Source organism: Enterobacter cloacae complex sp. P1B (genome assembly GCF_014982345.1).
Taxonomy (GTDB): Bacteria; Pseudomonadota; Gammaproteobacteria; order Enterobacterales; family Enterobacteriaceae; genus Enterobacter; species Enterobacter bugandensis.
The window spans coordinates 810372-836260 of sequence record NZ_JADCLF010000013.1; the positions used below are offsets into that span (position 1 = coordinate 810372).

The 25889-nt window shown below is 56.1% G+C and carries 26 protein-coding genes; 10 read left to right on the forward strand and 16 right to left on the reverse strand.

Annotated elements, in window-relative coordinates; all coding sequences use genetic code 11:
• Positions 1-86 precede the first annotated feature (86 nt).
• A complete protein-coding gene (locus INF77_RS16710) occupies positions 87-947 on the forward strand; it encodes a fructosamine kinase family protein (RefSeq protein ID WP_041910453.1) in 861 nt (286 codons plus the stop codon).
• Between the two features lie 36 nt (positions 948-983).
• Here the strand turns inward: INF77_RS16710 and INF77_RS16715 are convergent, their stop codons facing one another.
• Positions 984-1520, reverse strand: a complete 537-nt coding sequence (locus tag INF77_RS16715; protein ID WP_045261585.1) for a YniB family protein — start codon at positions 1518-1520, stop codon at positions 984-986.
• A 147-nt stretch (positions 1521-1667) separates the two neighbouring features.
• On the opposite strand from INF77_RS16715, the gene hxpB reads away from it, so the two are divergent.
• The 4 genes from hxpB to INF77_RS16735 all read left to right on the forward strand — a co-directional run bounded on the left by hxpB (position 1668) and on the right by INF77_RS16735 (position 5434).
• On the forward strand, positions 1668-2339 hold the full coding sequence (gene hxpB / locus INF77_RS16720; RefSeq protein ID WP_028012808.1) for a hexitol phosphatase HxpB: 672 nt from the start codon (positions 1668-1670) through the stop codon (positions 2337-2339).
• Between the two features lie 127 nt (positions 2340-2466).
• Positions 2467-3228, forward strand: a complete 762-nt coding sequence (gene kduD / locus INF77_RS16725; protein WP_041910455.1) for a 2-dehydro-3-deoxy-D-gluconate 5-dehydrogenase KduD — start codon at positions 2467-2469, stop codon at positions 3226-3228.
• A gap of 94 nt (positions 3229-3322) precedes the next feature.
• Positions 3323-3913, forward strand: a complete 591-nt coding sequence (locus INF77_RS16730) for a metal-dependent hydrolase (protein WP_032644865.1) — start codon at positions 3323-3325, stop codon at positions 3911-3913.
• Between the two features lie 129 nt (positions 3914-4042).
• Positions 4043-5434: an L-cystine transporter gene (locus INF77_RS16735; RefSeq protein WP_049000720.1), complete on the forward strand. Its 1392-nt coding sequence runs from the start codon at positions 4043-4045 to the stop codon at positions 5432-5434.
• A gap of 48 nt (positions 5435-5482) precedes the next feature.
• On the opposite strand, the gene cedA is transcribed toward INF77_RS16735, so the two are convergent.
• Positions 5483-5758, reverse strand: a complete 276-nt coding sequence (gene cedA, locus INF77_RS16740; RefSeq protein WP_223239595.1) for a cell division activator CedA — start codon at positions 5756-5758, stop codon at positions 5483-5485.
• A 168-nt stretch (positions 5759-5926) separates the two neighbouring features.
• On the opposite strand from cedA, the gene katE reads away from it, so the two are divergent.
• Positions 5927-8176 (forward strand): catalase HPII, encoded by a 2250-nt coding sequence (katE, locus tag INF77_RS16745; protein ID WP_049000718.1) that lies wholly within the window; start codon positions 5927-5929, stop codon positions 8174-8176.
• Between the two features lie 123 nt (positions 8177-8299).
• Here the strand turns inward: katE and chbG are convergent, their stop codons facing one another.
• The 7 genes from chbG to osmE form a co-directional block, all read right to left on the reverse strand.
• Positions 8300-9049 (reverse strand): chitin disaccharide deacetylase, encoded by a 750-nt coding sequence (gene chbG / locus INF77_RS16750; protein ID WP_193532582.1) that lies wholly within the window; start codon positions 9047-9049, stop codon positions 8300-8302.
• Between the two features lie 11 nt (positions 9050-9060).
• Entirely contained in the window at positions 9061-10416 is a 1356-nt protein-coding gene (locus tag INF77_RS16755) for a 6-phospho-beta-glucosidase (RefSeq protein WP_193532583.1), read from the reverse strand.
• A gap of 109 nt (positions 10417-10525) precedes the next feature.
• Entirely contained in the window at positions 10526-11368 is an 843-nt protein-coding gene (gene chbR, locus INF77_RS16760; protein ID WP_028012801.1) for a transcriptional regulator ChbR, read from the reverse strand.
• A gap of 5 nt (positions 11369-11373) precedes the next feature.
• Positions 11374-11721: a PTS N,N'-diacetylchitobiose transporter subunit IIA gene (chbA, locus tag INF77_RS16765; protein WP_063142895.1), complete on the reverse strand. Its 348-nt coding sequence runs from the start codon at positions 11719-11721 to the stop codon at positions 11374-11376.
• Between the two features lie 47 nt (positions 11722-11768).
• Positions 11769-13127 carry a PTS N,N'-diacetylchitobiose transporter subunit IIC gene (gene chbC / locus INF77_RS16770; protein ID WP_028012799.1) on the reverse strand — a complete coding sequence of 453 codons (1359 nt, stop codon included), beginning with the start codon at positions 13125-13127 and terminating at the stop codon, positions 11769-11771.
• 80 nt (positions 13128-13207) lie between these two features.
• The gene (chbB, locus tag INF77_RS16775; RefSeq protein WP_014883474.1) at positions 13208-13525 is read right to left on the reverse strand and encodes a PTS N,N'-diacetylchitobiose transporter subunit IIB; all 318 of its coding nucleotides are present in this window, start codon (positions 13523-13525) and stop codon (positions 13208-13210) included.
• Positions 13526-13806: 281 nt separating this feature from the next.
• On the reverse strand, positions 13807-14151 hold the full coding sequence (osmE, locus tag INF77_RS16780; RefSeq protein WP_003857836.1) for an osmotically-inducible lipoprotein OsmE: 345 nt from the start codon (positions 14149-14151) through the stop codon (positions 13807-13809).
• 232 nt (positions 14152-14383) lie between these two features.
• Here osmE and nadE point away from each other — a divergent pair, with 232 nt between their 5' ends.
• Positions 14384-15208: an ammonia-dependent NAD(+) synthetase gene (nadE, locus tag INF77_RS16785; protein ID WP_028012798.1), complete on the forward strand. Its 825-nt coding sequence runs from the start codon at positions 14384-14386 to the stop codon at positions 15206-15208.
• A 180-nt stretch (positions 15209-15388) separates the two neighbouring features.
• A complete protein-coding gene (cho, locus tag INF77_RS16790) occupies positions 15389-16267 on the forward strand; it encodes an excinuclease Cho (RefSeq protein ID WP_370529640.1) in 879 nt (292 codons plus the stop codon).
• On the opposite strand, the gene ves is transcribed toward cho, so the two are convergent.
• The 7 genes from ves to INF77_RS16825 form a co-directional block, all read right to left on the reverse strand.
• A complete protein-coding gene (gene ves / locus INF77_RS16795) occupies positions 16245-16802 on the reverse strand; it encodes an environmental stress-induced protein Ves (RefSeq protein ID WP_041910459.1) in 558 nt (185 codons plus the stop codon). The genes cho and ves overlap by 23 nt on opposite strands.
• A gap of 297 nt (positions 16803-17099) precedes the next feature.
• Positions 17100-17594: an ATP-independent periplasmic protein-refolding chaperone Spy gene (gene spy, locus INF77_RS16800; RefSeq protein ID WP_028012795.1), complete on the reverse strand. Its 495-nt coding sequence runs from the start codon at positions 17592-17594 to the stop codon at positions 17100-17102.
• 337 nt (positions 17595-17931) lie between these two features.
• Positions 17932-18897, reverse strand: a complete 966-nt coding sequence (gene astE / locus INF77_RS16805; RefSeq protein WP_193532585.1) for a succinylglutamate desuccinylase — start codon at positions 18895-18897, stop codon at positions 17932-17934.
• Positions 18898-18907: 10 nt separating this feature from the next.
• Entirely contained in the window at positions 18908-20233 is a 1326-nt protein-coding gene (gene astB / locus INF77_RS16810; RefSeq protein ID WP_047368346.1) for an N-succinylarginine dihydrolase, read from the reverse strand.
• A complete protein-coding gene (gene astD / locus INF77_RS16815; protein ID WP_193532586.1) occupies positions 20220-21707 on the reverse strand; it encodes a succinylglutamate-semialdehyde dehydrogenase in 1488 nt (495 codons plus the stop codon). Before astD ends, astB begins: the two co-directional genes overlap by 14 nt.
• Entirely contained in the window at positions 21704-22738 is a 1035-nt protein-coding gene (gene astA, locus INF77_RS16820) for an arginine N-succinyltransferase (protein ID WP_136486089.1), read from the reverse strand. Before astA ends, astD begins: the two co-directional genes overlap by 4 nt.
• Positions 22735-23955: an aspartate aminotransferase family protein gene (locus INF77_RS16825; protein ID WP_028012790.1), complete on the reverse strand. Its 1221-nt coding sequence runs from the start codon at positions 23953-23955 to the stop codon at positions 22735-22737. The genes astA and INF77_RS16825 overlap by 4 nt, the downstream gene beginning before the upstream one ends.
• 433 nt (positions 23956-24388) lie before the next feature.
• On the opposite strand from INF77_RS16825, the gene xthA reads away from it, so the two are divergent.
• On the forward strand, positions 24389-25195 hold the full coding sequence (gene xthA / locus INF77_RS16830) for an exodeoxyribonuclease III (protein ID WP_193532587.1): 807 nt from the start codon (positions 24389-24391) through the stop codon (positions 25193-25195).
• 6 nt (positions 25196-25201) lie between these two features.
• The gene (locus INF77_RS16835) at positions 25202-25885 is read left to right on the forward strand and encodes a TVP38/TMEM64 family protein (RefSeq protein ID WP_193532588.1); all 684 of its coding nucleotides are present in this window, start codon (positions 25202-25204) and stop codon (positions 25883-25885) included.
• The last annotated feature ends 4 nt before the right edge of the window (positions 25886-25889 follow it).

The following is a 25889-nucleotide window of genomic DNA, read 5'->3' on the forward strand; positions in this document are numbered from 1 at the left end:
ATCCGCTCAGGTGTGCGTTAGTTCGTATTTTTTACCGCAGTTATGCGCTAACTTTATGATCTGGCAGACAACATGGGAGAGTCAACATGTGGCAGGCTATCAGTCATCTTTTACATGAGCAATTGGGTGAAGGTGAAATTGAACTGCGTAACGAGCTGCCGGGCGGGGAAATTCACGCCGCGTGGCATTTACGCTACGCAGGACGCGATCTGTTCGTTAAATGCGACGAGCGAGAGCTGCTCCCGATTTTTACCGCTGAAGCCGATCAGCTTGAACTGTTGTCCCGCAGTAAAACGGTGACGGTACCTGAGGTGCTGGCCGTGGGCAGTGACCGGGACTACAGCTTTCTGGTGATGGACTATCTCCCTGCCCGCCCGTTGGATGCCCATAATGCCTTTATTCTCGGGCAACAGTTAGCGCGCCTGCACCAGTGGAGCGACCAGCCCCAGTTTGGTCTCGACTTCGACAACGACCTTTCCACTACGCCGCAGCCCAATGCCTGGCAGCGCCGCTGGTCGACGTTCTTTGCCGAGCAGCGCATCGGATGGCAGCTTGAGCTGGCCGCAGAGAAAGGGCTGGAATTTGGCAACATTGATGCCATCGTCGAGCATGTGCAACAGCGCCTGGCCTCCCACCAGCCTCAGGCGTCTTTGCTGCACGGTGATTTATGGTCCGATAACTGCGCGCTGGGCCCCAACGGCCCGTATATCTTCGACCCGGCCTGCTACTGGGGCGACAGAGAGTGCGATTTGGCCATGTTGCCCCTGCATCCCGAACAACCGCCGCAAATATACGATGGCTATCAGTCTGTCTCCCCCCTGCCGCCGGACTTCCTTGAGCGCCAGCCCGTGTATCAGCTCTATACGCTGATGAACCGAGCCATTCTTTTTGGCGGGCAACATCTGGTCAACGCCCAGCGCGCGCTTGAACGCGTGCTTGCGGCTTAAAGACAAAACGGGTGGCCTTGCCGCCACCCTAATTCGTTACAGAAAACCGAGCAGTGAGAAGAAGAAATATCCCGCCACGATGATGATAACCGGCAGGATATAGAGCGGGAAAATTTGCAGGAAAATGGTGTGACGAGGCACCACAATGCGGGATTCAATCTGCTCCCGGCTCATTCCTTCAGGACCTTTCGCCTTCTCAAGGATAAGCTGATCTTCCACCCCTTCGCGTAAAAAACGGGTCTGGCGACTCATTCGTGCGCCCGATGCCTGCAGCGCCATCGCAATAAAAATCAGCGCATAGATAATCCAGAACCCAACATTCAGCTGCTGGTGAAAGTCCGGCGTTGGCGAGTTGAACCAGAAGACGTTCAGGAACGGGGTATTAAACCGCACCATCTCAATCATGACATGCGCAAAATCAAGCATTACCGCATTAATGCCCGGCTGTTTTTCGCTGTGATCGTACATAAACTTCAGCACGGATATCAGCGTAGAAATGACGGCGGGAATAAAAATCACCCAGCCTGCAATACGTTTTAAGACAGCAATGCGTCCAGCTTGTTGATACGTCATCAGTTCCTCTTCATAAAGACGCGTGATTTGAGCCTAAGTCTACCTGCTGGACATCAATTTCGCCCGCTCTTTAAAAGCAATATGCTAAATTGCAGACTGTGCTTAGCACTTATCGTCTGTCGAACACCTGGATAAGGAGACGTTGTGATGTCGACACCGCGCCAGATACTTGCCGCTATTTTTGACATGGATGGATTACTGATTGATTCCGAGCCGTTGTGGGATCGCGCCGAGCTGGACGTGATGGCCAGCCTGGGCGTTGATATCAGTCGCCGTAATGAACTTCCCGACACACTGGGCCTGCGTATTGATATGGTCGTAGACCTGTGGTACGCCCAACAGCCGTGGGTTGGGCCCGATCGCGACGAAGTCACCTCGCGTATTATCAGCCGCGCCATCGCGCTGGTGGAGGAGAACAAGCCGCTCTTGCCGGGCGTACATGAGGCTGTCGCGCTGTGCAAGTCTCAGGGGCTGAAGGTTGGCCTGGCTTCCGCTTCACCGCTGCATATGCTGGAAAAAGTGCTGATCATGTTTGAGCTGCGCGACAGTTTTGACGCCCTGGCGTCTGCGGAAAAACTGCCCTACAGCAAGCCGCATCCGCAGGTCTATATGGACTGCGCAGCGAAGCTGGGTCTTGATCCGCTTACCTGCGTCGCGCTGGAAGATTCAGTAAACGGCATGGTGGCCTCCAAAGCCGCGCGTATGCGCTCCATCGTGGTTCCCGATGAAGAAAACCGCCACGATCCGCGGTATGCTCTTGCCGACGTTAAGCTGAATTCGCTGGCTGAACTGACGGTACAACACCTGCGCGGCGAATAGCGCCCCTCTTACAGGCAGCGTCATGCTGCCTGATAAAAACAAAACACAGTTTCATTTTGTTTGCTTTTCTCATCCCTGCCTCCTATCTTTAACGTCAACACGACGATAACCAGCTTCTGAGGCGCGTATGATACTGGACACCTTTACTCTTTCAGGCAAAGTAGCCCTCATCACCGGGTGCGATACCGGGCTGGGGCAAGGCATGGCTATTGCGCTCGCGCAGGCAGGTTGCGATATCGTTGGGGTAAATCGCAAAGCTCCTGAGAAAACGGCCAGCGCCGTCACCGCCCTGGGAAGACGTTTTGTGGCTATTCGGGCCGATCTGAGCCAGCAGGAAAATCTTCAGTACGTCGTGGACACCGCCGTGGCGGAGATGGGACGAATTGATATTCTGGTGAACAATGCCGGGACGATTCGCCGGGAGGAGGCTCTGACGTTCAGCGAAAAAGACTGGGATGACGTTATGAACCTGAATCTCAAGTCGCTCTTTTTCCTCTCTCAGGCGGTCGCTAAGCGATTTATCACCCAGGGCCAGGGCGGCAAAATTATCAATATCGCCTCTATGCTCTCCTTTCAGGGCGGCATTCGCGTGCCGTCGTATACCGCCTCGAAAAGCGGCGTACTGGGGATCACGCGCCTGCTGGCAAATGAGTGGGCGCTACATGGCATCAACGTGAATGCCATCGCGCCGGGCTACATGGCGACGAACAACACGCAGCAGCTGCGCGATAACGAACAGCGTAACGCGGAGATCCTTGACCGCATTCCGGCAGGTCGATGGGGAGTACCGGATGACCTTCAGGGGCCGGTCGTCTTTTTAGCCTCCCCCGCATCAGATTACGTGAATGGTCACACCTTAGCCGTCGACGGCGGCTGGCTGGCGCGCTGAGGCGCGTTTGTGACAAACAGTTACACCGTCACCTCTTTCGCCCACTGTATAAAAACCCTATACTGTATAAATTGACAGTTTCGTGGGTTTTATCATGACGGCGGAAGGCCACCTGCTTTTTTCAATTGCGTGCGCAGTATTTGCCAAAAACGCAGAACTTACTCCCGTTCTTGCACAGGGAGACTGGTGGCATATTGTCCCTTCCGCCGTTTTAACCTGTCTGCTGCCCGATATTGACCACCCAAAATCCTTCCTCGGACAGCGCCTGAAGTGGGTGTCGAAGCCCATCGCCCGCGCGTTCGGCCACCGCGGGTTTACCCACAGCCTGCTGGCCGTTTTTGGCCTGCTCACGCTTTTCTATTTAAAAGTCCCTGAAAGCTGGATAGTGCCGGGTGATGCCATTCAGGGCATGGTGCTGGGTTATTTAAGCCATATCCTCGCCGATATGCTGACGCCCGCGGGCGTGCCGTTGCTGTGGCCCTGCCGCTGGCGTTTCCGTTTTCCGATCCTTGCGCCACAGAAAGGGAATCAGCTTGAACGCGTGCTGTGCATGGCGCTGTTCGCCTACGCCGTCTGGATGCCGCAAACCTTGCCCGAAAACAGTGCAGTGCGCTGGTCTTCCCAGATGATCAATTCGCTGCAATTTCAGTTCAATCGTTTTATTCATCACCAGATTGAACAGTAAACCAACAAAATCATTCCATTTGTCATAAACCATTCCATTTGGATATAAGCGCCACATCACACTTCTGCTAACCTTCCGCCAACAGGATCGGGAAAAACCGATCCCACATAATAAATCAGGAGAACGGGGATGAATTTTCCACTCATCGCGAACATAGTCGTGTTCGTCGTATTACTATTGCTTCTCGCGCAGGCGCGCCACAAACAGTGGAGCCTGGCGAAAAAAGTACTGGTCGGTCTGGTCATGGGTGTGGCGTTTGGTCTGGCCTTACACGCCGTCTACGGCTCCGATAGTCCGGTACTGAAAGAGTCCATTCAGTGGTTCAACATTGTCGGTAACGGCTACGTCCAACTGCTGCAGATGATCGTTATGCCGCTGGTATTCGCCTCTATTCTGAGCGCCGTAGCCCGTCTGCACAACGCCACTCAGCTGGGTAAAATCAGCTTTCTGACCATTGGTACGCTGCTCTTTACCACGCTGATTGCCGCGCTGGTGGGGGTGCTGGTTACCAACCTGTTTGGCCTGACGGCCGAAGGTCTGGTTCAGGGTACCGCTGAAACGGCGCGTCTGACCGCAATTCAAACCAACTACGTGGGTAAAGTGGCTGATCTGACGGTTCCGCAGATGGTCCTCTCCTTCATTCCGAAGAACCCGTTTGCTGACCTGACCGGTGCAAGCCCAACCTCTATCATCAGCGTGGTGATCTTCGCGGCATTCCTGGGCGTGGCTGCGCTTAAGCTGCTGAAAGACGACGCGCCGAAAGGCGAACGCGTACTGACGGCGATTGATACCCTGCAAAGCTGGGTGATGAAGCTGGTCCGTCTGGTCATGCAGCTGACGCCATACGGCGTTCTGGCACTGATGACCAAAGTGGTAGCCGGCTCTAACCTGCAGGACATCATTAAGCTGGGCAGCTTCGTAGTCGCCTCTTATCTGGGCCTGGGCATTATGTTCGTGGTGCACGGTATCCTGCTGGGCGTGAACGGCGTCAGCCCGCTGAAATACTTCCGCAAAGTATGGCCGGTACTGACCTTTGCCTTCACCAGCCGTTCCAGCGCAGCGTCTATTCCGCTGAACGTTGAAGCGCAGACCCGTCGTCTGGGCGTGCCGGAATCTATCGCCAGCTTCTCTGCCTCCTTTGGTGCTACCATCGGTCAGAACGGCTGCGCGGGTCTCTACCCGGCGATGCTGGCGGTGATGGTTGCCCCAACCGTGGGTATCAACCCGCTGGATCCGGTCTGGATCGCCACGCTGGTCGGGATTGTTACCATCAGCTCCGCCGGCGTTGCAGGTGTCGGCGGCGGTGCAACCTTCGCCGCGCTGATTGTGCTGCCCGCGCTGGGCCTGCCCGTCACGCTGGTCGCCCTGCTGATCTCCGTTGAACCGTTGATCGACATGGGCCGTACCGCGCTGAACGTGAGTGGCTCCATGACTGCCGGTACGCTGACCAGCCAGTGGCTGAAGCAGACCGACAAAACCATTCTGGAAAGTGAAGACGACGCCGAGCTGGCGCACCGTTAATCTCGATAGAAATAAAAAAACCGCCTGATGGCGGTTTTTTTATGGCTGTTATTCTTCAACCTCTTCATCCTGGCGGATTTGCGTCGCCCATCGCTGGGCTGACTCCGGCACGGAAAACGCCGGCGACCGGCGGAAATGTTCCCCCATCAGGACAAAAGCCACATATTTACCGCGAAGCAGCCAGACATCACGAAAACCATCCACTTTCAGTGCATGGTCAGGCGGCGCTGGCTCAACGCGGGGCACATAGCTAATAACCTGGCGGTTTTGTTGACGAAGAGGTTTCATAAGCGACGGATTCACTAAAGCAAATTCTTGAAGCAGGAAAATTCTATGATAGCCGATCCTGCTGCCTTACGTCGCGCTCCGAGTGGGTGAGATGGCTCCTTTCGTTAATAACGTCATGTGAAAAACGCTTAGTTAGCGAGCTATCTCACGACATTGTTCTATCCTTAATAGGGTTTTTAGCAATGGATAAAGGAGAAGCGTGCAATGTCGAACAAAGATAAATCACATCAATCACCGATTCATGGCACTGAAGAATCTCAACCGGGTATGGACTCTCTCGCCCCTGCTGACGGCTCTCACCGCCCCTCGCCGGGCCCATCAGCCCCTGGCGAACAACCAACCGCGCCGGGAAGCATGAAATCGCCGGACACCGGAAACGAGAAGCTGAAATCGCTTGAGCCACACCGTAAAGGCGGTGAAGGTTTTGCACTCACCACCAATCAGGGCGTGCGCATTGCTGACGATCAAAACTCCCTTCGCGCAGGCGCGCGCGGACCGACCCTGCTGGAAGATTTCATCCTGCGGGAAAAAATTACCCATTTTGACCACGAGCGAATTCCGGAGCGCATCGTTCACGCGCGCGGTTCTGCGGCGCACGGCTACTTCCAGCCCTATAAAAGCCTGAAAGCGATCACCAAAGCGGATTTCCTCTCCGACCCGGATAAAATCACGCCGGTTTTTGTGCGTTTCTCCACCGTGCAGGGTGGCGCAGGTTCGGCAGATACGGTGCGTGATATCCGCGGCTTTGCCACCAAGTTTTATACCGAAGAGGGTATTTTCGATCTGGTGGGCAATAACACCCCGGTGTTTTTCATTCAGGATGCGCATAAATTTCCTGACTTTGTCCATGCGGTAAAACCGGAGCCCCACTGGGCCATACCCCAGGGACAAAGTGCGCACGATACCTTCTGGGACTATGTCTCCCTGCAGCCTGAAACCTTACACAACGTGATGTGGGCGATGTCCGACCGTGGGATCCCGCGCAGCTATCGCACGATGGAAGGGTTCGGTATTCATACCTTCCGCATGATCAACGCGGAAGGAAAAGCCACGTTTGTGCGCTTCCACTGGAAGCCGGTAGCGGGCAAAGCCTCGCTGGTATGGGATGAGGCGCAGAAGCTCACCGGGCGCGATCCGGACTTCCATCGCCGCGAACTGTGGGAATCCATTGAAGCGGGTGACTTCCCGGAATATGAACTGGGCTTACAGCTGATCCCGGAAGAAGACGAGTTTAAGTTCGATTTCGACCTGCTTGACCCGACAAAACTCATCCCTGAGGAGCTGGTGCCCGTTCAGCTGGTGGGGAAAATGGTGCTTAACCGCAACCCGGATAATTTCTTTGCCGAAAACGAGCAGGCCGCGTTCCACCCGGGCCACATCGTCCCCGGACTGGATTTCACCAACGATCCGCTCTTACAGGGACGTCTGTTCTCGTATACCGATACGCAGATTAGCCGTCTTGGCGGGCCGAACTTCCACGAGATCCCGATTAACCGCCCAACCTGCCCGTACCATAACTTCCAGCGCGACGGGATGCACCGTCAGGATATTGATACCAACCCGGCAAACTATGAGCCGAACTCCATCAACGACAACTGGCCGCGAGAAACCCCGCCGGGGCCGAAACGCGGCGGATTCGAATCGTACCAGGAGCGTATCGACGGCAACAAAATTCGCGAGCGCAGCCCCTCGTTCGGTGAGTACTACGCCCACCCTCGCCTGTTCTGGAACAGCCAGACGCCGATTGAGCAACAGCACATCATCGGCGGCTTTAGCTTCGAACTGAGCAAAGTGGTGCGCACCTACATCCGCGAGCGCGTGGTCGATCAGCTGGCGCACATTGATATTCAGCTTGCCCAGAGCGTGGCGGATAACCTTGGCATCACGCTAACGGACGAACAGCGCAACCTTGCGCCGCCGAAAGAGGTTAACGGCGTGAAGAAAGATCCATCGCTGAGCCTGTATGCGGTGCCGGGTGGTTCAATTAAAGGCCGCGTGGTCGCCATCCTGCTGAACGACAAAACCCGCGCCAGCGACGTGCTGGGGATTATGCAGGCGCTAAAAACACAGGGCGTACACGCCAAACTGCTCTATTCCCGCATGGGTGAAGTGACCGCCGACGATGGTTCTGTGCTGCCGGTCGCGGCGACCTTTGCCGGCGCGCCGTCGCTGACCGTCGATGCGGTGATTGTGCCGTGCGGAGATATTGCCAGCCTGCTCAACAACGGTGATGCCATCTATTATCTGCTGGAAGCCTATAAGCACCTGAAGCCCATTGCGCTGTCCGGCGACGCGCGTCAGTTTAAAGCACAGCTGAAGGTAGCCGATCAGGGTGAGGACGGCATTGTCGAGGGCGATAACGTTGACGATGCGTTTATGACGAAGCTGTTTGATTTGCTCGCCGCGCACCGCGTCTGGTCGCGCAGCAGTAAGATCGATCAGATTCCGGCGTAAAAACCATTCCCGGTTGTGCGGCCTGATGCCCTCAACCCGCCCCTCTCCCACGGGAGAGGGAGAAAACAATAAAAACGGTAACCCAGGTTACCGTTTTGCTTTTACCTCGCCACCCGGCACGCCTTACAGATCCCCAAACGTCCCCAACCGATACCCACGCTCGGCAATGGCGTACTTCAGCGACGGCGACGTCAGGACATCCAGCTCCGCCAGGCGCGGCCAGCAGTAGGCGCTCTTACGCACGGTGTTATCGACAAAGGCAGGATGCGCCATGACCTCCAGCGAGCGTTCCCCCCGCGCGGCGGAATCATCCAGCACCTTGAGGAACAGCGCTTCGTCGATCTCGTCACCGTAAAAGGCACTGCTGAACCCCTCTGTTGCTGTCACGGCACAGTCCGGCACGCCCTGCACCTCACGATCCACGCGCATCGCCACGCCTTTGCGTTGGGCAAACGCCGCAACAATCGGGAAAATCGCCGGGAGCATGTGCACATGATGGTGGCTGTCGATATGCGTCAGCGCCTTGCCAAAAAGATCAACAAAGCGGTTGTACTGGCAGTCCAGCTCACGAGCAATCTCCTCGAGCGGCAGAGCGTCCTGCTCCGCCAGTTCCCAAATCCATTTGCCCAGCAGACCGTCACGCGTCAGGCCTGGCATGGGTGAAAGCGGCATCCCGAGCGTCAGCACAAAATGCATGCCGACACCCAGCTCTGGCACCTCGCGGCTCAGCTGCGCCGCGTGTTCAACCGCTTCACCGTTCACCAGTGCCGTTGTAGAGGTCACTACCCCGCGGCGACAGGCTTCAATAATGCCGTAGTTCTGGCCTTTCGAAAGGCCAAAGTCATCAGCATTAACGATCAGCAGGTTTTCCATTGTGCGTCCTCTCAGTGTTGTTTGAACTTCAGCTTCTCAATCGTGGCGGCAAAGTTCGGCAACCATTTTTCATGCGCCAGGATCATCTCGCTGGCCAGCTGCTCCGCATCGCGGTCGGAATGCACCAGCGGGCTGAGGTTCAGCGCCAGAAGCACGTCATTGAGTTCACCGCTCAGCGCCGCGTTGCTCGCCGCCACTTCAAAGCCTTTGATGGTGTGGATCAGGCCCATAACTTTGTCGTCGAAGTGGGTGATACGTGGATGCGGTTTAGCCCCCTCGCGCCCCAGAATGCAGGTCATCTCGACGGCCCAGTCCGCCGGGATATTGTCGATATGGCCGTGATGCGGCACGTTAACATAGTGCTCCGCCTGCTTGTCGTTGTAGATGGCGTTGATCACTTCACACGCTGCATCGGAGTAATAGGCCCCACCACGCTGCTCAAGCGCTTTCGGTTTGACGTTCAGGTTCGGATCTTTATATAAATCGAACAGCTGCTTCTCAACTTTCTGAACGATTTGCGCACGCGCGCCGCCCTTATAGTACTCGCCCATTTCGATAGCCAGCATCTCTTTCTGCTTGAAGTAGTAAAGCAGGTATGAGCACGGCAGCAGATTCAGCGAGCGGATCAGCCCTTCGCTGAACGGCAGGTCAAAGATGTTCTTCACGGAGGCCGCGGTCAGGCGACCGGAAGCCACGCCGTCGAGCAGTTCGGCAAAGCGCGATTTTCCGTTCACGATGACGTCTTTAATGAACACCATGTGGTTCAGGCCGAACAGATCGATTGAGAAATCGTCACTGTCGGTCAGCTCCAGCACGTCGCGGATAAACATCTTCATGCCGATCGGGATATTACAGACGCCGATAAAGCGTTTGAAATTGGTATGACGATAAACCGCCTCGGTCACCATTCCGGCCGGGTTAGTGAAGTTAATCACCCACGCGTTCGGGCAGATCTCTTGCACATCTTTGACGATGTCAAAAATCACCGGAATGGTACGCAGGCCTTTGAACAGGCCGCCCGCGCCGTTGGTCTCCTGCCCCAGGTAGCCGTGGCTCAGCGGAATACGCTCGTCCAGCTCGCGCGCTTTTAGCTGGCCGACGCGCAGCTGAGTGGTAACGAAATCCGCATCTTTCAGCGCCAGGCGACGATCGAGGGATTTATGCACGGTCATCGGCACGCCCGCTTTCTCAACCATGCGCTTGCACAGGTCGAAAATAATATCCAGCTTCTCCTGACCTTCCTCAACGTCCACCAGCCATAATTCGCTGACCGGTAATTCATGATAACGTTTCAGAAAACCTTCGAGTAATTCCGGGGTATAGCTGCTGCCGCCACCAATGGTTACGACTTTTAATTTCTTTTGCATAATATCTCCCTTAGCGTATCAGGTTAATCGCCTGCAAGGTATAGCGTACTCTTCCCGCTATTTGGGCAAGCCATTAAAGCAATATTTATGGCGGGTAATCCGCCGAAAGTTAATTAATTACCGTTAAATTCTTCCGGTAGCTGTTCGGTGTGAATGAGGTCAACTTCTTAAAAGTTTTAATAAACAGGCTGGGACTGCTATATCCTGACTCATAGGCAATATCGGTGACAGAATAGTTGGTAATCTCCAGCTGTTTTTTGGCAAAATTAATGCGGATTTCATTAATTATTTGCACCGGCGTTTTACGATAATAACGCTGCGTCGCGCGGGTCAGATATTCCTGGGATTTCCCCGAGAGGGATACCATATTTTCCAGCGCATTTTCGCTGAACTGGCCTTTATCGTGCATCAGTTCCACGGTGCTGCGCAGCCACTGTGGAACATCATCCGTCACCTGCTGCTCTTCACGGTGATGCCGCAACCGGTTCATCACGTAGAAGGTCACCGTTTCAATAAATTCATCAAACTCATTGTCGCGGAAGTTAAGCGAGGCGATGACCGTTTCAATCCAGGTCATGAACTCGTTTTTCACACGATATACCTGGGACGCCACAAAGCAGAACGGCACCAGCGGCAGATAGTGCTTCTCAAAGAAGCGTCTGCTGACGCCCACGTTCAGAATGCGGGTCGCGCCAAATTCGTAAAAGCTCTGGTGATAGGAACCCATCGGCAGGAAGACAAAATCCCCTCGCTCCAGCAGGACGCGCTTACCGTTGATCTCCTGGTAGTAGCGGCCGGTCAGAACAATCGTGAACTCATAGTAGTCATGCTGGTGCAGACCGCTGGCGCTCTCCGTCTTGTTGTAGATAACCACGTGAAAATTTTTGCCATTAAACAGTTGCTGTTCAAATGCGGTTTTGATTTCCATCGTGCTGACCTCCTGCTGCTCAATCCGACCTAGTGCATTTTCTCGTGAAGCTCAATCAACTCCGCCACCAGCTCACGCGCCAGCATGGACGTCATCAGGTGATCCTGAGCGTGTACCAGCACCAGGCTGACCTTCATCTTCCCTTCTCCCTGGTCGCTTTCAATCAGCTTTGTCTGCACCAGGTGCGCTTCGTTCAGCGCCGTGCGGGACTGCTCCATCATGGTTTTCGCGGCGGCGAAATCGCCCTGCTTGGCCTGCTTCAGTGCGGCATACGCCAGGCTGCGCGCCTGCCCGGAGTTGATGATGAGGCCCATCACCACTTCTTCGAGATCGTTCTCTACGGCTTCGTCTGCGACGATACTATCCAAATCTAACATGTTTTAGCTCCTTGTGGCTGGCGCGGGCTTCCCCGCGCCAGTCAATCTTAGAATTTCAGTGAGAGGGCAATTTCCTCTTCGCTCTCTTCTTCATCAATGATGGTGGCAGCTTTGTTCGCAATCGCCACGAACGGCATGTACAGCAGGGTGGCAATCCCGAGGTTGAATATCGCCAGCAGGAAGGCCGCGACGCTACCGTTGGTGTTAAAGAAGGCACCCAGACCTGCCGGCATGGTCCACGGAGCAATGTTGGTGATCGGTGGAATAATACCCATGTAGTAAGCCGTCAGGGTGATCGCTGCCAGCAGCGGCTGCACCAGGATGAACGGGATAAACATTACCGGGTTCATGATAATTGGCAGACCGAACAGAATCGGCTCGTTAATCTGGAAGATGCCTGATGGCAGGGCCAGTTTCGCCACCTGACGATAGTCAGCGCGACGAGAAACAATAAAGACCGCGATGATCAGACCCAGGGTCGCCCCGGTACCACCCAGGAAGATATAGGAGTCAAGCATCGGCTTCGCCCACACATGGAAGGTTTTACCTGCCGCCAGCGCCGCGTCAACGGAGCCGTACTGCTGGTAAAGCGCAACGTTTTCCAGTGCCCATGGGGTCATAATTCCGCTGTCCAGCGCGGCCAGTGCCAGTGAACCATGCACGCCGAAGAACCACAGCAGAGAGGTGAAAATCACATACGCCCAACCGACCACGCCACCCATCGACGCCAGCGGCGTAGAGATAGAGTCCATAATGATCTGGTGGAAGTTCGTGCCCCAGTGAGAGAGCGCCCAGGCGATAATCCCCATGATGGAGAGGATAATGAAGCCTGGGATCAACGCGGAAAATGAACGAGAAACGGAGGCCGGCACGCTATCCGGCAGGCGGATAACCCAGTTGCGACGGATAATAAAGGTGAACATTTCTGCCACCACCAGGCCGATAACAATACCGGAGATGATGTTGGCTCCGCCCAGCCAGTTTGCGCCAACGGCGTAGGCTTCACCCACGCTGTAAGGCGTGACGGTCATAAACGCGGCAACGGATAATAATCCGGCGGCCAGCGGATCCACTTTCCGCTCTTCAGCCAGCGCCATCCCAATAAAGAAAGGCGCCATCAGCGACATAATACCCAACGTACCGTTATATACGTTGCCGCCGATGGCTTTAAAACCATTAAGGGTTTCAATAGTGGAAGCGTCTAACCGAATTCCTAATGAATAAAAGAAGGAACCTTCACCAAAGCTCAGAAAAACGTTGTTAATTAAAACGAACATGGCCCCGGCCAGCGTCAACGGCATTAATTTAATAAAACCGTTTTTGATGGCATTAACGTGAGGCTGCTTTCCTATTTTAACAGCAAAAGGAAGGAGTACCTTTTCAAGTGAAGCGATGACTTTACTCATAGGAAAATACCCTCAAATGCCGTAACGTATGTTACGGCGTAATTGTGTGTGAAATAACTCTTTGACGGGAAAAATAAAAATTAATTAGCAGCTTTTTTAATGGCTGCCACAGCAGCTTTAAGTACACCTAAACCATCGATCTTGCCGTACAGCCCCGAATCGATCACTTCGACCGGTTTATTCGGTAGCAGTCGTTGAATTTCGGGCAACATATAGGCAATTTGCGGCCCCAGTAACACCACATCGGCTTTCTGGCCTTTTTCGCCCGCCAGCGTTTCCGGAAACGCTTCAATCACCACAGGAACTTCATACTTTTCAGCCTGCGCGCGCATCTTTGACACCAGAAGCGAGGTTGACATGCCCGCTGAGCAGAACAGGTAGATATGTTTCTTTTCCATCATAATTTCCCTCTTGTATGACTACCTGCCGTCGCGCTATCACTCGACTCGCTGTCCCGGCAGACAGGTAGCTTGCGTGCTGTTGTTTATCGTTGAAGTGAGTATACGCAATGGTACAGAGGGGAGATAATTCTGGATAGGCCTAAATTGTCTCTCATTGACCTGGCTTGTTGACTACCTTCACATTTCAGGCAAATAATTCGCGCAAAGAAATAAGATTAACGTATGAATAAAAAAACCGGCCCAGAGGCCGGTTTGTTAACATCTTCAGGCAAGCAGGGTTACTGCGCCTTAGGTGCCTGCGGATCGGTGTCGTATTCAGCACAGGTCTGATAGCCGGAGTTAATCACATGTCCGGTATCATCCAGCGCGACGAAGTAGGTTTCTGCCTTACCATCACGTTGACCCAGGATATAAGTCTGACACGTACCGCGCGCGTGAATCATGGTCACTTCAGAAGAAGGCTTGCCGGCGATCGCAGCTACCTGCGAACGTGTCATCCCTTTTTTAACGTCTTTAACCACGGGCTGGGTAAACTGATCCTTAGTGCGATCGTAAGCCGTACACCCTGCCAGCATCGTCAGTACCGCCGCTGCGCTAAGAATTCCTGCTACGTTCTTGTTCATATTCCGTCCTCTTGTTTATCAGCGTGTTATCTAAGCATGGGATAAAAAGTACTATTGTTCAACTTTGTGATTTACGCCAGACGAATTTCGGAAAATTCTAATAAAACAACGATAAGCTGCTAAATCGCCGCAAATTAACGCACTCGAAACTGTGATCCTTGTCGTTTTCCGCCCAAAGGGTTAGTTTTAACAGTTAACACATTCTGTTTATGTTCTGCATACGGAGGGCATGATGGCTCTGCAACAAGAGATTATTCAGGCGCTGGGCGCTAAGCCTGCGATAGATGCACAGGAAGAGATCCGCCGCAGCGTGGATTTTTTAAAGTCGTACTTAAAAAAGAACGCTTTCCTGAAATCCCTGGTGCTGGGCATCAGCGGCGGGCAGGACTCTACCCTGACGGGTAAACTCTGCCAGATGGCGATTTCAGAGCTTCGTGAAGAGACGGGCGACGAAGCGCTGCAGTTTATCGCCGTGCGTCTGCCTTACGGGGTTCAGGCGGACGAACAGGACTGCCAGGACGCCATCGCGTTCATCCAGCCCGATCGCGTGCTTACCGTCAATATCAAAGCCTCGGTGCTGGCAAGCGAGCAGGCGCTGCGCGAAGCGGGCATTGAATTGAGTGATTTTGTGCGCGGCAACGAGAAAGCGCGCGAGCGCATGAAAGCGCAGTACAGCATCGCCGGGATGACCAAAGGCGTTGTGGTAGGCACCGACCATGCGGCAGAAGCGATCACCGGTTTCTTCACCAAATACGGCGATGGCGGCACCGACATCAACCCGATTTTCCGTCTCAACAAGCGTCAGGGTAAGCAGCTGCTCGCCGCGCTGGGCTGCCCTGAGCACCTGTACAAGAAAGCGCCAACAGCGGATCTGGAAGACGATCGCCCTTCCCTGCCGGATGAAGCGGCCCTTGGCGTCACCTATGACAACATTGATGATTATCTGGAAGGCAAAACGCTGGATGAAGGTACCGCGAAAATTATCGAGGGCTGGTACCTGAAAACCGAGCACAAGCGCCACACGCCAATTACGGTGTTTGACGATTTCTGGAAATAAACGCAAAACGGTAACCCAGGTTACCGTTTTTTGTGTTTGCGCCCTCTCCCGTGGGAGAGGGTTGGGGTGAGGGCATCAGGCCGCACGTCATGGCCGGGTGAGGCGTAGCCGCCACCCGGCTCTTTTTTAACCACAGCACACCTGCTATACTGTATACCTGAACAGTATATGGAGCAGTATGTGAGCAGGCGTCAATCAGCCCCGCGTCTTGAGTTTGAAGCGGCGGCTATATATGAATATCCCGAACATCTTCGCCCCTGGCTTGAGGCGCTGCCCAAACAGCCGGGCGTGTACATATTTCACGGTGAAAGCGAGACCCTGCCGCTCTACATCGGCAAAAGCGTTAACATTCGTAGCCGGGTGTTATCCCACCTGCGCACCCCGGACGAGGCCGCCATGCTGCGCCAGTCGCGACGCATTACCTGGTTCCAGACGGCGGGAGAAATGGGCGCGCTGTTGCTGGAAGCCCGGCTGATAAAAGAGCAGCAGCCGCTCTTCAATAAGCGCCTGCGCCGCAACCGCCAGCTCTGCTCCCTGCAGATCACCGACGGCAAGCCGCAGGTCGTCTACGCCCGCGAGGTCGATTTCTCCCACGCCCCGAATCTCTTCGGGCTGTTCGCAAACAAGCGTGCCGCCCTGCAGTCTCTGCAGACGCTCGCGGACGAGCTGCAGCTTTGCTATAGCCTTTTAGGGCTAGAGGGCACCACGCGGGGCCGCGCCTGTTTCCGCTCCGCTCTGAAGCGCTGCGCAGGCGCCTGCTGCGGAAAAGAGAGCGTTGAGGCGCATCACGCCCGGCTCCTCGCGGGCCTGGCCGGGATCAGCGTCAACTGCTGGCCGTGGGACGGCGCCGTTGCGCTAAAAGAAGTGGGTGAAACCATGACGCAGTATCACATCGTCAATAACTGGCTCTGGCTCGGGGCTGTCGATGATTTAAGCGACGCGGCAACCCTGCTGCGCACCCCAGCGGGATTCGACCACGACGGCTACAAAATCCTCTGCAAGCCCGTATTAGCGGGCAAGTTCGAGATCATCGCACTCAGTGACCCGGCAGCCAGTTAATTTCACTGAACAGCAGGGTGCCCTGAGACTCCAGCAGACGCAGAGTATGGGTCCCCTCCTGCCAGCTGGCGCCCTGATCGGCCGTCAGCAATTTATCACCCAGCTGCCACGCACCGCTTAATACAAACACCACGCCCCCGCGCGAGCCAAAGGTGGTAAAAGTACGATCGGCAACCCGCACCTTCGCCTGACAGCAATCGCGCCGGGTCATGATGTTGAAATCCATCGCCATCCTGCCATCGGAAAGCAGCGCCTTCACCGGCAAATCGCCGGCAAAACTGTAAGGCTGATGCTGTTTAAGGGTATGGCAGAACGCCTGACCGGCATCCAGCGTCACCTCCCCGCCTTCCAGCAGGGTAATGACCCGGTCGACACCGGGAAACGAGGAGAATTCGCCGTTGCTGGCGATGGTCGCGATACTGGCACGCCAGTAAAAATCGCGCGTCGCGGGAGGGATACAGCAAATTTCTCGCGTTTCGCCGGCACCATTGCGCCAGAGGCTGACCGGCATCTTACGAATATCAAAGAACTCCATCACCACTCCTGAATGGCACAACCCGTGCCAGGGCAAGGATATCGCTACCCCTGCAGTCTTGTTTGTTATCGTTAGGTATTCACAGACACAGTATCGGCAGCAGAGCGGGCAGGCCTTAGCGGAACGTTAATAAAAATGCTAACGCCATGACTCTACAGACATTCTCTGAAGCGACTACAGGAGAATACCGCGCTGGCGGCGGCAGGCAAGAGGGCAGAATAGAAAAACCGCCGGTCCTGTCCACAGCGATTTCGCTTTTGTGGACAGGATCCCGGCGGTCTTAAGAGAGTGAACCGATTATTCGGTTGGTGCTGGCATTTTACCTTCCATCGCCGGACGTTCTGTCAGACGCTTCTCAAAATTGGCATTAAACTGTTTTTTCTGTTCCGGGGTCAGAATGTTGTAGATCTTGTTCTGGGTTTCCATGTGGGCCAGCATGCGGGCTTTGTGCTGCTCGGCCATTTTGTCGATCTGCGCTTCGGCTTTCGCCTTATCGAAGCTGTCGCTGGCAATGATGTCATGCATTGCGCGGCGCTCTTCCAGCGGAGGACGCTTCATCTGGTCACGCTGGCTTTTCATGATGTCGCGGATCTGCTGCTTCTGCGCGTCCGTCAGGTTCAAATCTTTGAACATCATCATCTCGTGGTGCATACCCGGCTTGCCTTTATGATGCATCATCATTTTGCCTTCAGCTGGCGCGGCGGTGGTGGTTGCGGTATCTGCGGCGAACGCCATGCTGGTAGCGCCCAGAGCCAGGGTAGAAGCAACAAACAGTGCAGTAAACTTACGCATAATTTATTTCCTTTCTTTCAGTTATTCTTCGGCGCTATGCCGTGTTGACGAGATTAACTTTACGGGGTTTATCGTCAATTAATCAGAGCAACGGTAAAACAATGAAAGTGTAAAAAACATTTTTTCGCCAAATGTGGAGGAAATAAGGATAAAGCGTGGAGAGTTGCAACAAGAAATATTCAATACGATGATTTTAAAGATATTTAGCAGAAGTATAACGAAGTGACGGTGAATAATAAAGCAATTCGCCAGGAATATTCCGTAAAAGAAATCAGAGCGCTTTAATCGCTAAGAAAACATTTTTACTTCCCCTCCCGGATGGTGAGAGGGGAAAGGTTCAGGTGAGTTTTTCCAGCATCAGACCGGCCCGCAGGCCAAACGCTACGGAGGGGTTGGGGAACAGCACATATTCGGTGGTTTTCTGCACCTCGTAACGCTCTTCGCCATCTTCCGCCAGTAGAGCCCCTTTGCGAAACGGTGTGAAGTTCAGGGTGTGCGCGGCCATGTGAAGCTGGAAAGCCTCGCTGCGGCGGGTGATCTGCTGAACGACCCGGTACCGCTCAACGGGCTGATGTGCGTGCTCGGTAGCCGTCCCACCGAGCAGCGCCCGAAGCGCGAGCTCCGTAGGCGCAAAGCGCGTGAGATCGTTCTGTCCGAACGGTAGCGCTTTTCCCAGCTCCAGCGTACAGGACAGCGCGCCAAACCGTTCGCAAGTGAAGTGAGTAAAGGTCCCGCCCGGCGACTGATGAAACACCAGCGCCTCCAGCCCGGCATCCCCCAGCCAGCTCAGAAACGCTTCATCCCACGGCTGATTGCGCTGCGGCAGAACGCCGAATCTGACATGGTAAGAGGCGCGGATCGCCGTATGCAGATCCAGATGCCAGCGCGCCGGTCCCGCCGCGGCAAAAAACGTCGTCACGACATTCTCCAGCCACTGCGCGCGCGCCGTTTCGTCACTCTGCGGAAACTGCGACCAGCGACCGCCGAACATGCGGTTAATGTCGCTAACCAGGTACCGTTTGTTTTGCGCCAGCGCAGGCGGATTGCCAAGCACCACCAGCACGCGGCACGCAAGGGATATCTCGCCGCGATACAGCGCGCGCAGCAGCCCATCGACGATCTCAACGGGTGCGGTTTCATTCCCGTGGATCCCCGAGGAAAGCAGCAGCGATAACGCACTGCTGGCCTTCGGCGTCAGCTCAAGCACCCCGCGCCCCAGCCACCGCCAGCGGAATGAGGGGCCTTCCCCCTCACTCTGGTCCGGCGTTTCATCGGCCAGGGTCAGCGCCAGTAAATTTTCCATATCCACTCCTTTAGCGCTGGAACGGGTAAACCGAGCCCAGCTGCAGGATTGACGATAATGCGTCCAGCGCCTCGCGCCCTTCGCGCAGCAGCTGCGGGTCAACCAGATCGGCCTGCGTTAACCGGTCGCGATAGTAGCGGTCCACCCAGTCGTTCAGGGCGTTAAAGAGCGTCTCATTCATCATGACTGCCGGGTTAACGGCCTGTATTTCATTTGGCGTTAACACGACCCGCAGGCGCAGACAGGCGGGGCCACCGCCGTTAGCCATGCTTTCGCGCAGGTCAAACACGCGCAGCTCGTCAATCGGGTTATCGGCTTTCACCAGTTCGGTGAGGTAGCGCCACACGCCCCGATGATCCCGGGACTCCTGCGGCAGCACCAGCATCATGCTACCGTCATCGCGGCTCAGCAGTTGGCTGTTGAACAGATAGGTTTCGACCGCGTCCTGCACGCTGACCGCCTGCGTTGGCACCTGGATCGGCATAAAACCGGGCACGCGTTCGTGCAGCGTGGCGAGCAGCTTATCCTGATGGGCAAAGGCCTGCTCATGACAGAACAGCACCTGGCGGTTGGACACGGCAATCACGTCGTTATGGAACACGCCCTGGTCGATCACGTGCGGGTTCTGCTGGGCAAAAATCACCTGGGAAGGATTGACCTGGTTCAGGCGCGCAACCGCCTGGCTGGCCGCGAGCGTCTGACGCGCTGGATAACGGGTTGGCGCGGCGTGGCCACCCTCTTCCCGCCCGTAGATAAACAGCTGCACGGCGGGATCGCCGTAATCGCCACCCAGCCGGTTATGGTTGGCCGCGCCTTCGTCGCCAAACATCGCCACCTGCGGCAGGGCCTGATGGATCTCAAAATGGGCGTCATGCTTGAAAATAGCGCGCAGCACGCGCTCGGTGGTGTCCGCTTCGGTGGCGCGATGAAACTTATTATTCAGGTTCGCCACCGTCAGATGGACTTTACCATCCAGCGTATCGGCTGACGGCGCGACGGTGGCCGCGTTTGCCACCCACATTGAAGAGGCAGAGCTTGCCGCAGAGAGCAAATGCGGCGTCTGCGTACCCGCTTTTTCGACGACCTGCTCGTCCGTACCGCTAAATCCCAGCTGGCGCAGCACCGCCACGTTAGGGCGTTCCTGCGGCGGGATCACCGCCTGCGGGAAGCCGGCATCCGCCAGCGCCTTCATTTTTAGCAGCCCCTGCTTCGCCGCCAGCTTCGGGTTGGAGACCTGAAAGCGGTGCTTCGTCGAGGCTTCATTACCAAAGGAGAGACCGGCATAGTGGTGCGTCAGCCCCACCAGCCCGTCAAAGTTGACTTCACGCGCTTTCATGGCCTTCTCCCTTCGTAAAATCGAGCCCCGGATTAAGCGTCGCCGGCAGCGTCAGCGCCGGGGTTTCCAGACTCGCCATCGGCCACGCGCAGTAATCGGCGGCATACCAGGCGCTGGCGCGATGGTTGCCCGAGGCGCCCACGCCGCCGAACGGCGCGGTGCTCGCCGCCCCGGTCAGCGGTTTATTCCAGTTCACGATCCCGGCACGCGCTTCCAGCAGCAGTTGTTCAAACTTCTCGCGATGCGGCGATATCAGCCCGCTCGACAGGCCGTAGCGGGTGTTATTCGCCATCGCAATGGCCGTATCAAAATCGTCGTAACGCCAGACGCACAGCAGCGGGCCAAACACCTCTTCATCCGGCACGCTGCTCGCACCGCTCATCTCAACGATGCCCGGCGTCAGCAGCGAGGTACCCGGCTGAACCTGCTTCGGCTCCAGCAGGGTTTTCGCCCCGCGCGCAACGTGGCCCTGCCAGGCGTTGAGCACGTTCAGCGCGGCCTGTTCGGAGATCAGCCCGCCGATAAACGGCTGCGGATCGGCATCCCACGCGGCAGGCACCAGCCGCGCGCTCACCTCTACCAGACGCTTCAGGAAGGCATCCCCCTGCGCGCCGCGCTTGACCAGCAGGCGGCGGGCGCAGGTGCAGCGCTGTCCGGCGGTAATAAAGGCGGACTGGATCGTCAGGTGCACCGCAGCGTCGATATCGTCGGGATCTTCGACAATCAGCGGGTTGTTGCCGCCCATCTCCAGCGCCAGAATTTTCTCCGGCTGCCCCGCCAGTTGGCGGTGCAGCTGATAGCCCGTTCCGGCGCTGCCGGTAAACAGCAGGCCATCGACATCGCTCAGCGCGCTCAGCGCCTGACCGGTTTCCCTCCCGCCCTGCACGAGGTTCAGCACGCCCGGCGGCAGCCCGGCCTGCTCCCACAGCTTCACCACCGCCTCGCCGGTTAACGGCGTAAGCTCGCTCGGTTTGAAGATGACGGTATTGCCCGCCAGCAGCGCGGGCACAATGTGACCATTCGGCAGATGCCCGGGGAAGTTATACGGGCCAAACACCGCCAGCACGCCGTGCGGACGGTGGCGCAGCGTGGCCGCGCCGTCCGGCATCTCGGTATGCTGCTCGCCGGTGCGGGTGTGGTACGCCTTAATCGAAATAGCGATTTTATTGATCATCGCCGTCACTTCGGTCGCCGCTTCCCATCGCGGTTTGCTGGTTTCGGACGCGATGATGCGCGTCAGCTCGGCCTTGTTGGCCTCCAGCAGTCCGGCAAATTTTTCAATAAGCGCCTGGCGCTCGGCGAATGGCCGTTTTGCCCACGCGGGAAACGCGTGTCGTGCGGAACGGCAGGCCTGCTCGACCTGCGCGACGCTGGCGTCATTTCCCTTCCACAGCACCTCTTTTCCAACTGGATTGGTTTTTACGCGCTGTTCGCCTTCGCCCGTTACCCAGTCACCGTTAATCCATAATGTCATGCTGTTTTCTCCTCAGGGCAGAGACGCACCAGGCGAACCGTATCGCCGGCGTTACATTTCAGGGCATCCAGCTCTGCAGCCGTCAGCACCAGACGTTCACATTTCGGGTTGCTCCGCACCAGCATGGCGCGGAAGTTGGCGTAATTTTCGTTCGCCACCAGGCATGCCGGCCAGTCACCCGGCGCGGGCTGGCCTTCGGATACCTCAACCAGGCGGCTTTTACGGATGGCGCGCACGCGGTCGATATCGCACTCAAGCGTTGGCCCGCCGTCAAAGATGTCGACATAGTTACGGTAGCGGAAGCCCTCTTTCTCCAGCACCGCGCGGGCAGGCGCGGTTTGCGGATGCACTTCGCCAATTACCGCCTGCGCTTCCGGCGTTAAGAAATGGGTATAGATAGGATGTTTAGGCATCAGCTCCGCGATAAACGCTTTCTGGCCGGTGCCGCAGAGATAGTCCGCCCGGCTGAACTCCATCGAGAAGAAGCGCTCGCCCAGGCTCTCCCAGAAGGGCGAGTAGCCTTTGTCGTCGATCACGCCGCGCATCTCTGCCACCACTTTTTCGTTAAAGCGATCGCGGAAAGCGGCCATAAACATAAAGCGCGATTTGGAGAGTAGATAGCCGTTGCCCTCTTTGCGCCACGCCGGGTCGAGGAACAGCGTGCAGAGCTCGCTGGCGCCCGTGTGGTCATTGCAGAGAAACAGCGTGGGCAGCGCGTTATAGACGTTTAGCTCTTTCGAGGCGTGAACCATGGTGCCGACGCGGTAGTTGTACCACGGGTCGTTAAGCCCGACGGCCACTTCAATGGCGCAGATCCCGGCCACGCTCCCCGTGTCGGTGTCTTCCAGCACGAACACGTAACCCTGTTCGCTTTTTGGCAACGTCCCCTGCCAGGTTTGCAGGGCGCGCTCAATGCGCGCCGACAGCGTTTTTTCATCGGCAGGAAGCGAGGTCAGCCCGCCTCCCGTCTTACCGGCAAGCTGCATGAGCCCGGCAATATCGCCGCGCTCAACGGGACGGATGACCATCATGATGACACCCCGGATTTCACCTTCTCACACGCCAGCGCAAAACGATCCAGACCGGTTTGCACCTCTTCCTCGCTGACAATCAGCGCAGGGGCAAAACGCACCACGTTGGCACCGGCAATCAGCACCATCACGCCCGCTTTTGCCGCTTCCTGTGAAATAAGCTTCGCTTTTCCGGCAAACTCAGCCGTGAGCTCGCAGCCGATCAACAGCCCCAGGCCGCGAATTTCTTTAAACAGGCCAAGCTTGCCGTTAATGGCGTTCAGGCGCTCAACGAACCACTCGTGACGCTGCTTAACGCCCTTCAGCACCTCAGGGGTGTTAATGATGTCGAGCACCTGTCCGGCGACGGCGGTGGCCAGCGGGTTACCGCCGTAGGTGGTGCCGTGGGTGCCCACGGTCATCACGCTGGCGAATTTATCGGTGGTCAGCGTCGCGCCAATCGGGAAGCCGCCGCCCAGCGCTTTGGCGGTAGAGAGAACGTCCGGCGTCACGCCGTAGTGCATATAGGCATACAGCTCGCCGGTGCGGCCCACGCCGGTCTGCACTTCGTCGAAAATCAGGACCGCATCATGACGATCGCACAGCTCGCGCAGCCCCTGCAGGAATGCCTTTTGCGCCGGAAGCACGCCGCCCTCGCCCTGCATCGGTTCGACAATCACCGCGCAGGTGGTGTCGTTAATCAGCTCGCTGGCGGACTGAAGATCGTTATAAATGCCGTGGCGGATATCCGGCGGCAGCGGAGCGAAATCCTGCGAATAAGAAGGCTGGCCACCCGCGCTCACGGTAAAGAGCGTGCGCCCGTGGAACGCATTTTTAAACGCCACAATCCCGCTCTTGTGCGTCCCAAACTTGTCGTGGGCATATTTGCGCGCCAGCTTCAGCGCCGCTTCGTTGGCCTCCGCGCCGGAGTTACAGAAAAAGACTTTTTCGGCGAAGGTCGCGTCAATCAGCTTTTTCGCCAGGCGCAGTGCGGGCTCGTTGGTAAAGCCGTTACCGGTATGCCAGAACTTCGCCGCCTGGTCATTCAGCGCCTGACGCAGCGCCGGATGGGCATGACCCAGCGCATTCACCGCAATCCCCCCGGCAAAGTCGATATACTCTTTACCCTGCTGATCCCACAGGCGTGAGCCTTCCCCGCGAACCGGAATAAAAGCCGCCGGAGCGTAAACCGGCATCATCCATTCATCGAAATTTTCACGCGTAATTGACAGAGACATAGCGACCTCATCCGGTAAATAAAAAGTTATTTGAATGTTAAATAATTGAGTGTTTGCACTGTGAATGTAGATTGCAGCCTTCGTGCCAGCCAGCGATAAAAATGCATAAACGGGGTGAGGTAACAGAATATCAATAGGTTACAATATGGAGTTATTCACTGTTAGTGCATAAAAAGTGAATATTTTTACGACAAGCGGCGCTTTGCCGCATGAAAATCAGAAAGAGTATGCACAGGCCAAATATAATTCTGGAATTGTGATCGCTCGCGAAATTTATCGGCCCTTTACGCCCTGTTTGAGGGCGAAGCGCGTCAGAATGGTGCAAATATTGCACCACCGGCAATATCTGTCGCAGTTATTGGTCGAACCCGGTAACAGTTGACGCAAATTCTGCTACCATCCATGCACTATTCACCTTGCACTGGCAGCGACTATGAAATTTGTCTCTTTTAATATCAACGGCCTGCGCGCCCGCCCTCATCAGCTAGAAGCCATTGTTGAGCAACATCAGCCAGATGTGATCGGCCTGCAGGAGACCAAGGTTCACGACGACATGTTCCCCCTCGAAGATGTGGCGAAACTCGGCTACAACGTCTTTTACCACGGTCAGAAAGGTCACTATGGCGTCGCGCTGCTCACAAAAGACACGCCGGTTTCCGTGCGCCGCGGCTTCCCCGGCGACGGTGAAGAAGCCCAGCGCCGCATCATCATGGCGGAAGTGCCTTCCGCGCTCGGGAATATTACGGTCATTAACGGTTATTTCCCGCAGGGTGAGAGCCGCGATCACGAGACAAAATTCCCGGCCAAAGCGAAGTTTTATCAGGATCTGCAGAACTATCTGACGACCGAACTGAAAAAAGAGAATCCGGTGCTGATCATGGGCGATATGAACATCAGCCCGACGGATCTGGATATCGGCATCGGCGAAGAAAACCGCAAGCGCTGGCTGCGCACCGGCAAATGCTCCTTCCTGCCGGAAGAACGTGAGTGGATGGAGCGCCTGCTGGGCTGGGGCCTGGTGGATACGTTCCGCAATGCCAACCCGGAAACGCAGGATCGCTTCTCCTGGTTCGACTACCGCTCCAAAGGCTTTGACGACAACCGCGGCCTGCGTATCGACCTTCTGCTGGCCAGTTCGCCGCTGGCCGAGCGCTGCATCGAAACCGGTATCGACTACGACATCCGCAGCATGGAAAAACCGTCTGACCACGCGCCGGTGTGGGCGACATTCAAGCTTTAATAACGCGTGAACATTCCAAAAACACTCCTCCTGTGCGCCCTTCTGGGCGCATTTATCATGTCGTTTGTCATGCTTCCCCCGGGCACCCTCTCCCTGGAAGGGATTAAAACTCACCAGCAGGCGTTACTCGCTCATGTCGACCACGCGCCGCTGCGCAGCGCGCTGATCTTTTTTGCTATCTATGTCGTGGTCTCCGCCCTCTCGATACCCGGCGCGGCGATCCTGACCCTGCTGGCCGGAGCGTTGTTCAGCCTGTGGGAAGGCACCGTGCTGGTCTCCTTTGCCTCCACGCTTGGGGCCACGCTGGCCATGCTCGCCAGCCGCTATCTTTTACGCGACTGGGTGCAACGGCGGTTTGCCCGGCAGATGGATACTGTGAATTCCGGCATGGCGCGCGACGGCGCGAACTCTCTTTTTGCCCTGCGCCTGATGCCGCTGTTCCCGTTTTTTCTGGTGAATTTACTGATGGGGCTGACCCGCATTGGGGTATTTCGCTACTGGTGGGTCAGCCAGATTGCCATGCTGCCCGCCACGATTGTCTTTCTGAACGCCGGGCGCGAGCTGGGAAAAGTGACCTCCCCACGCGATATTATGTCGCCGGGCATGGTCATTGCCTTTACACTACTGGGGTTATTACCGCTGGTCACCCGCCGGCTGTTTTCCCGCTATCTCCCATCTGCAAAAAAGTGAGGCA

Coding starts and splice junctions, on each gene's coding strand:
- INF77_RS16710 (WP_041910453.1), top strand. CDS start 87: ATGTGGCAGGCTATCAGTCATCTTTTACATGAGCAATTGGGTGAAGGT.
- INF77_RS16715 (WP_045261585.1), bottom strand. CDS start 1,520: ATGACGTATCAACAAGCTGGACGCATTGCTGTCTTAAAACGTATTGCA.
- hxpB (WP_028012808.1), top strand. CDS start 1,668: ATGTCGACACCGCGCCAGATACTTGCCGCTATTTTTGACATGGATGGA.
- kduD (WP_041910455.1), top strand. CDS start 2,467: ATGATACTGGACACCTTTACTCTTTCAGGCAAAGTAGCCCTCATCACC.
- INF77_RS16730 (WP_032644865.1), top strand. CDS start 3,323: ATGACGGCGGAAGGCCACCTGCTTTTTTCAATTGCGTGCGCAGTATTT.
- INF77_RS16735 (WP_049000720.1), top strand. CDS start 4,043: ATGAATTTTCCACTCATCGCGAACATAGTCGTGTTCGTCGTATTACTA.
- katE (WP_049000718.1), top strand. CDS start 5,927: ATGTCGAACAAAGATAAATCACATCAATCACCGATTCATGGCACTGAA.
- chbG (WP_193532582.1), bottom strand. CDS start 9,049: ATGGAAAACCTGCTGATCGTTAATGCTGATGACTTTGGCCTTTCGAAA.
- INF77_RS16755 (WP_193532583.1), bottom strand. CDS start 10,416: ATGCAAAAGAAATTAAAAGTCGTAACCATTGGTGGCGGCAGCAGCTAT.
- chbA (WP_063142895.1), bottom strand. CDS start 11,721: ATGTTAGATTTGGATAGTATCGTCGCAGACGAAGCCGTAGAGAACGAT.
- chbC (WP_028012799.1), bottom strand. CDS start 13,127: ATGAGTAAAGTCATCGCTTCACTTGAAAAGGTACTCCTTCCTTTTGCT.
- chbB (WP_014883474.1), bottom strand. CDS start 13,525: ATGGAAAAGAAACATATCTACCTGTTCTGCTCAGCGGGCATGTCAACC.
- osmE (WP_003857836.1), bottom strand. CDS start 14,151: ATGAACAAGAACGTAGCAGGAATTCTTAGCGCAGCGGCGGTACTGACG.
- nadE (WP_028012798.1), top strand. CDS start 14,384: ATGGCTCTGCAACAAGAGATTATTCAGGCGCTGGGCGCTAAGCCTGCG.
- ves (WP_041910459.1), bottom strand. CDS start 16,802: ATGGAGTTCTTTGATATTCGTAAGATGCCGGTCAGCCTCTGGCGCAAT.
- spy (WP_028012795.1), bottom strand. CDS start 17,594: ATGCGTAAGTTTACTGCACTGTTTGTTGCTTCTACCCTGGCTCTGGGC.
- astE (WP_193532585.1), bottom strand. CDS start 18,897: ATGGAAAATTTACTGGCGCTGACCCTGGCCGATGAAACGCCGGACCAG.
- astB (WP_047368346.1), bottom strand. CDS start 20,233: ATGAAAGCGCGTGAAGTCAACTTTGACGGGCTGGTGGGGCTGACGCAC.
- astD (WP_193532586.1), bottom strand. CDS start 21,707: ATGACATTATGGATTAACGGTGACTGGGTAACGGGCGAAGGCGAACAG.
- astA (WP_136486089.1), bottom strand. CDS start 22,738: ATGATGGTCATCCGTCCCGTTGAGCGCGGCGATATTGCCGGGCTCATG.
- INF77_RS16825 (WP_028012790.1), bottom strand. CDS start 23,955: ATGTCTCTGTCAATTACGCGTGAAAATTTCGATGAATGGATGATGCCG.
- xthA (WP_193532587.1), top strand. CDS start 24,389: ATGAAATTTGTCTCTTTTAATATCAACGGCCTGCGCGCCCGCCCTCAT.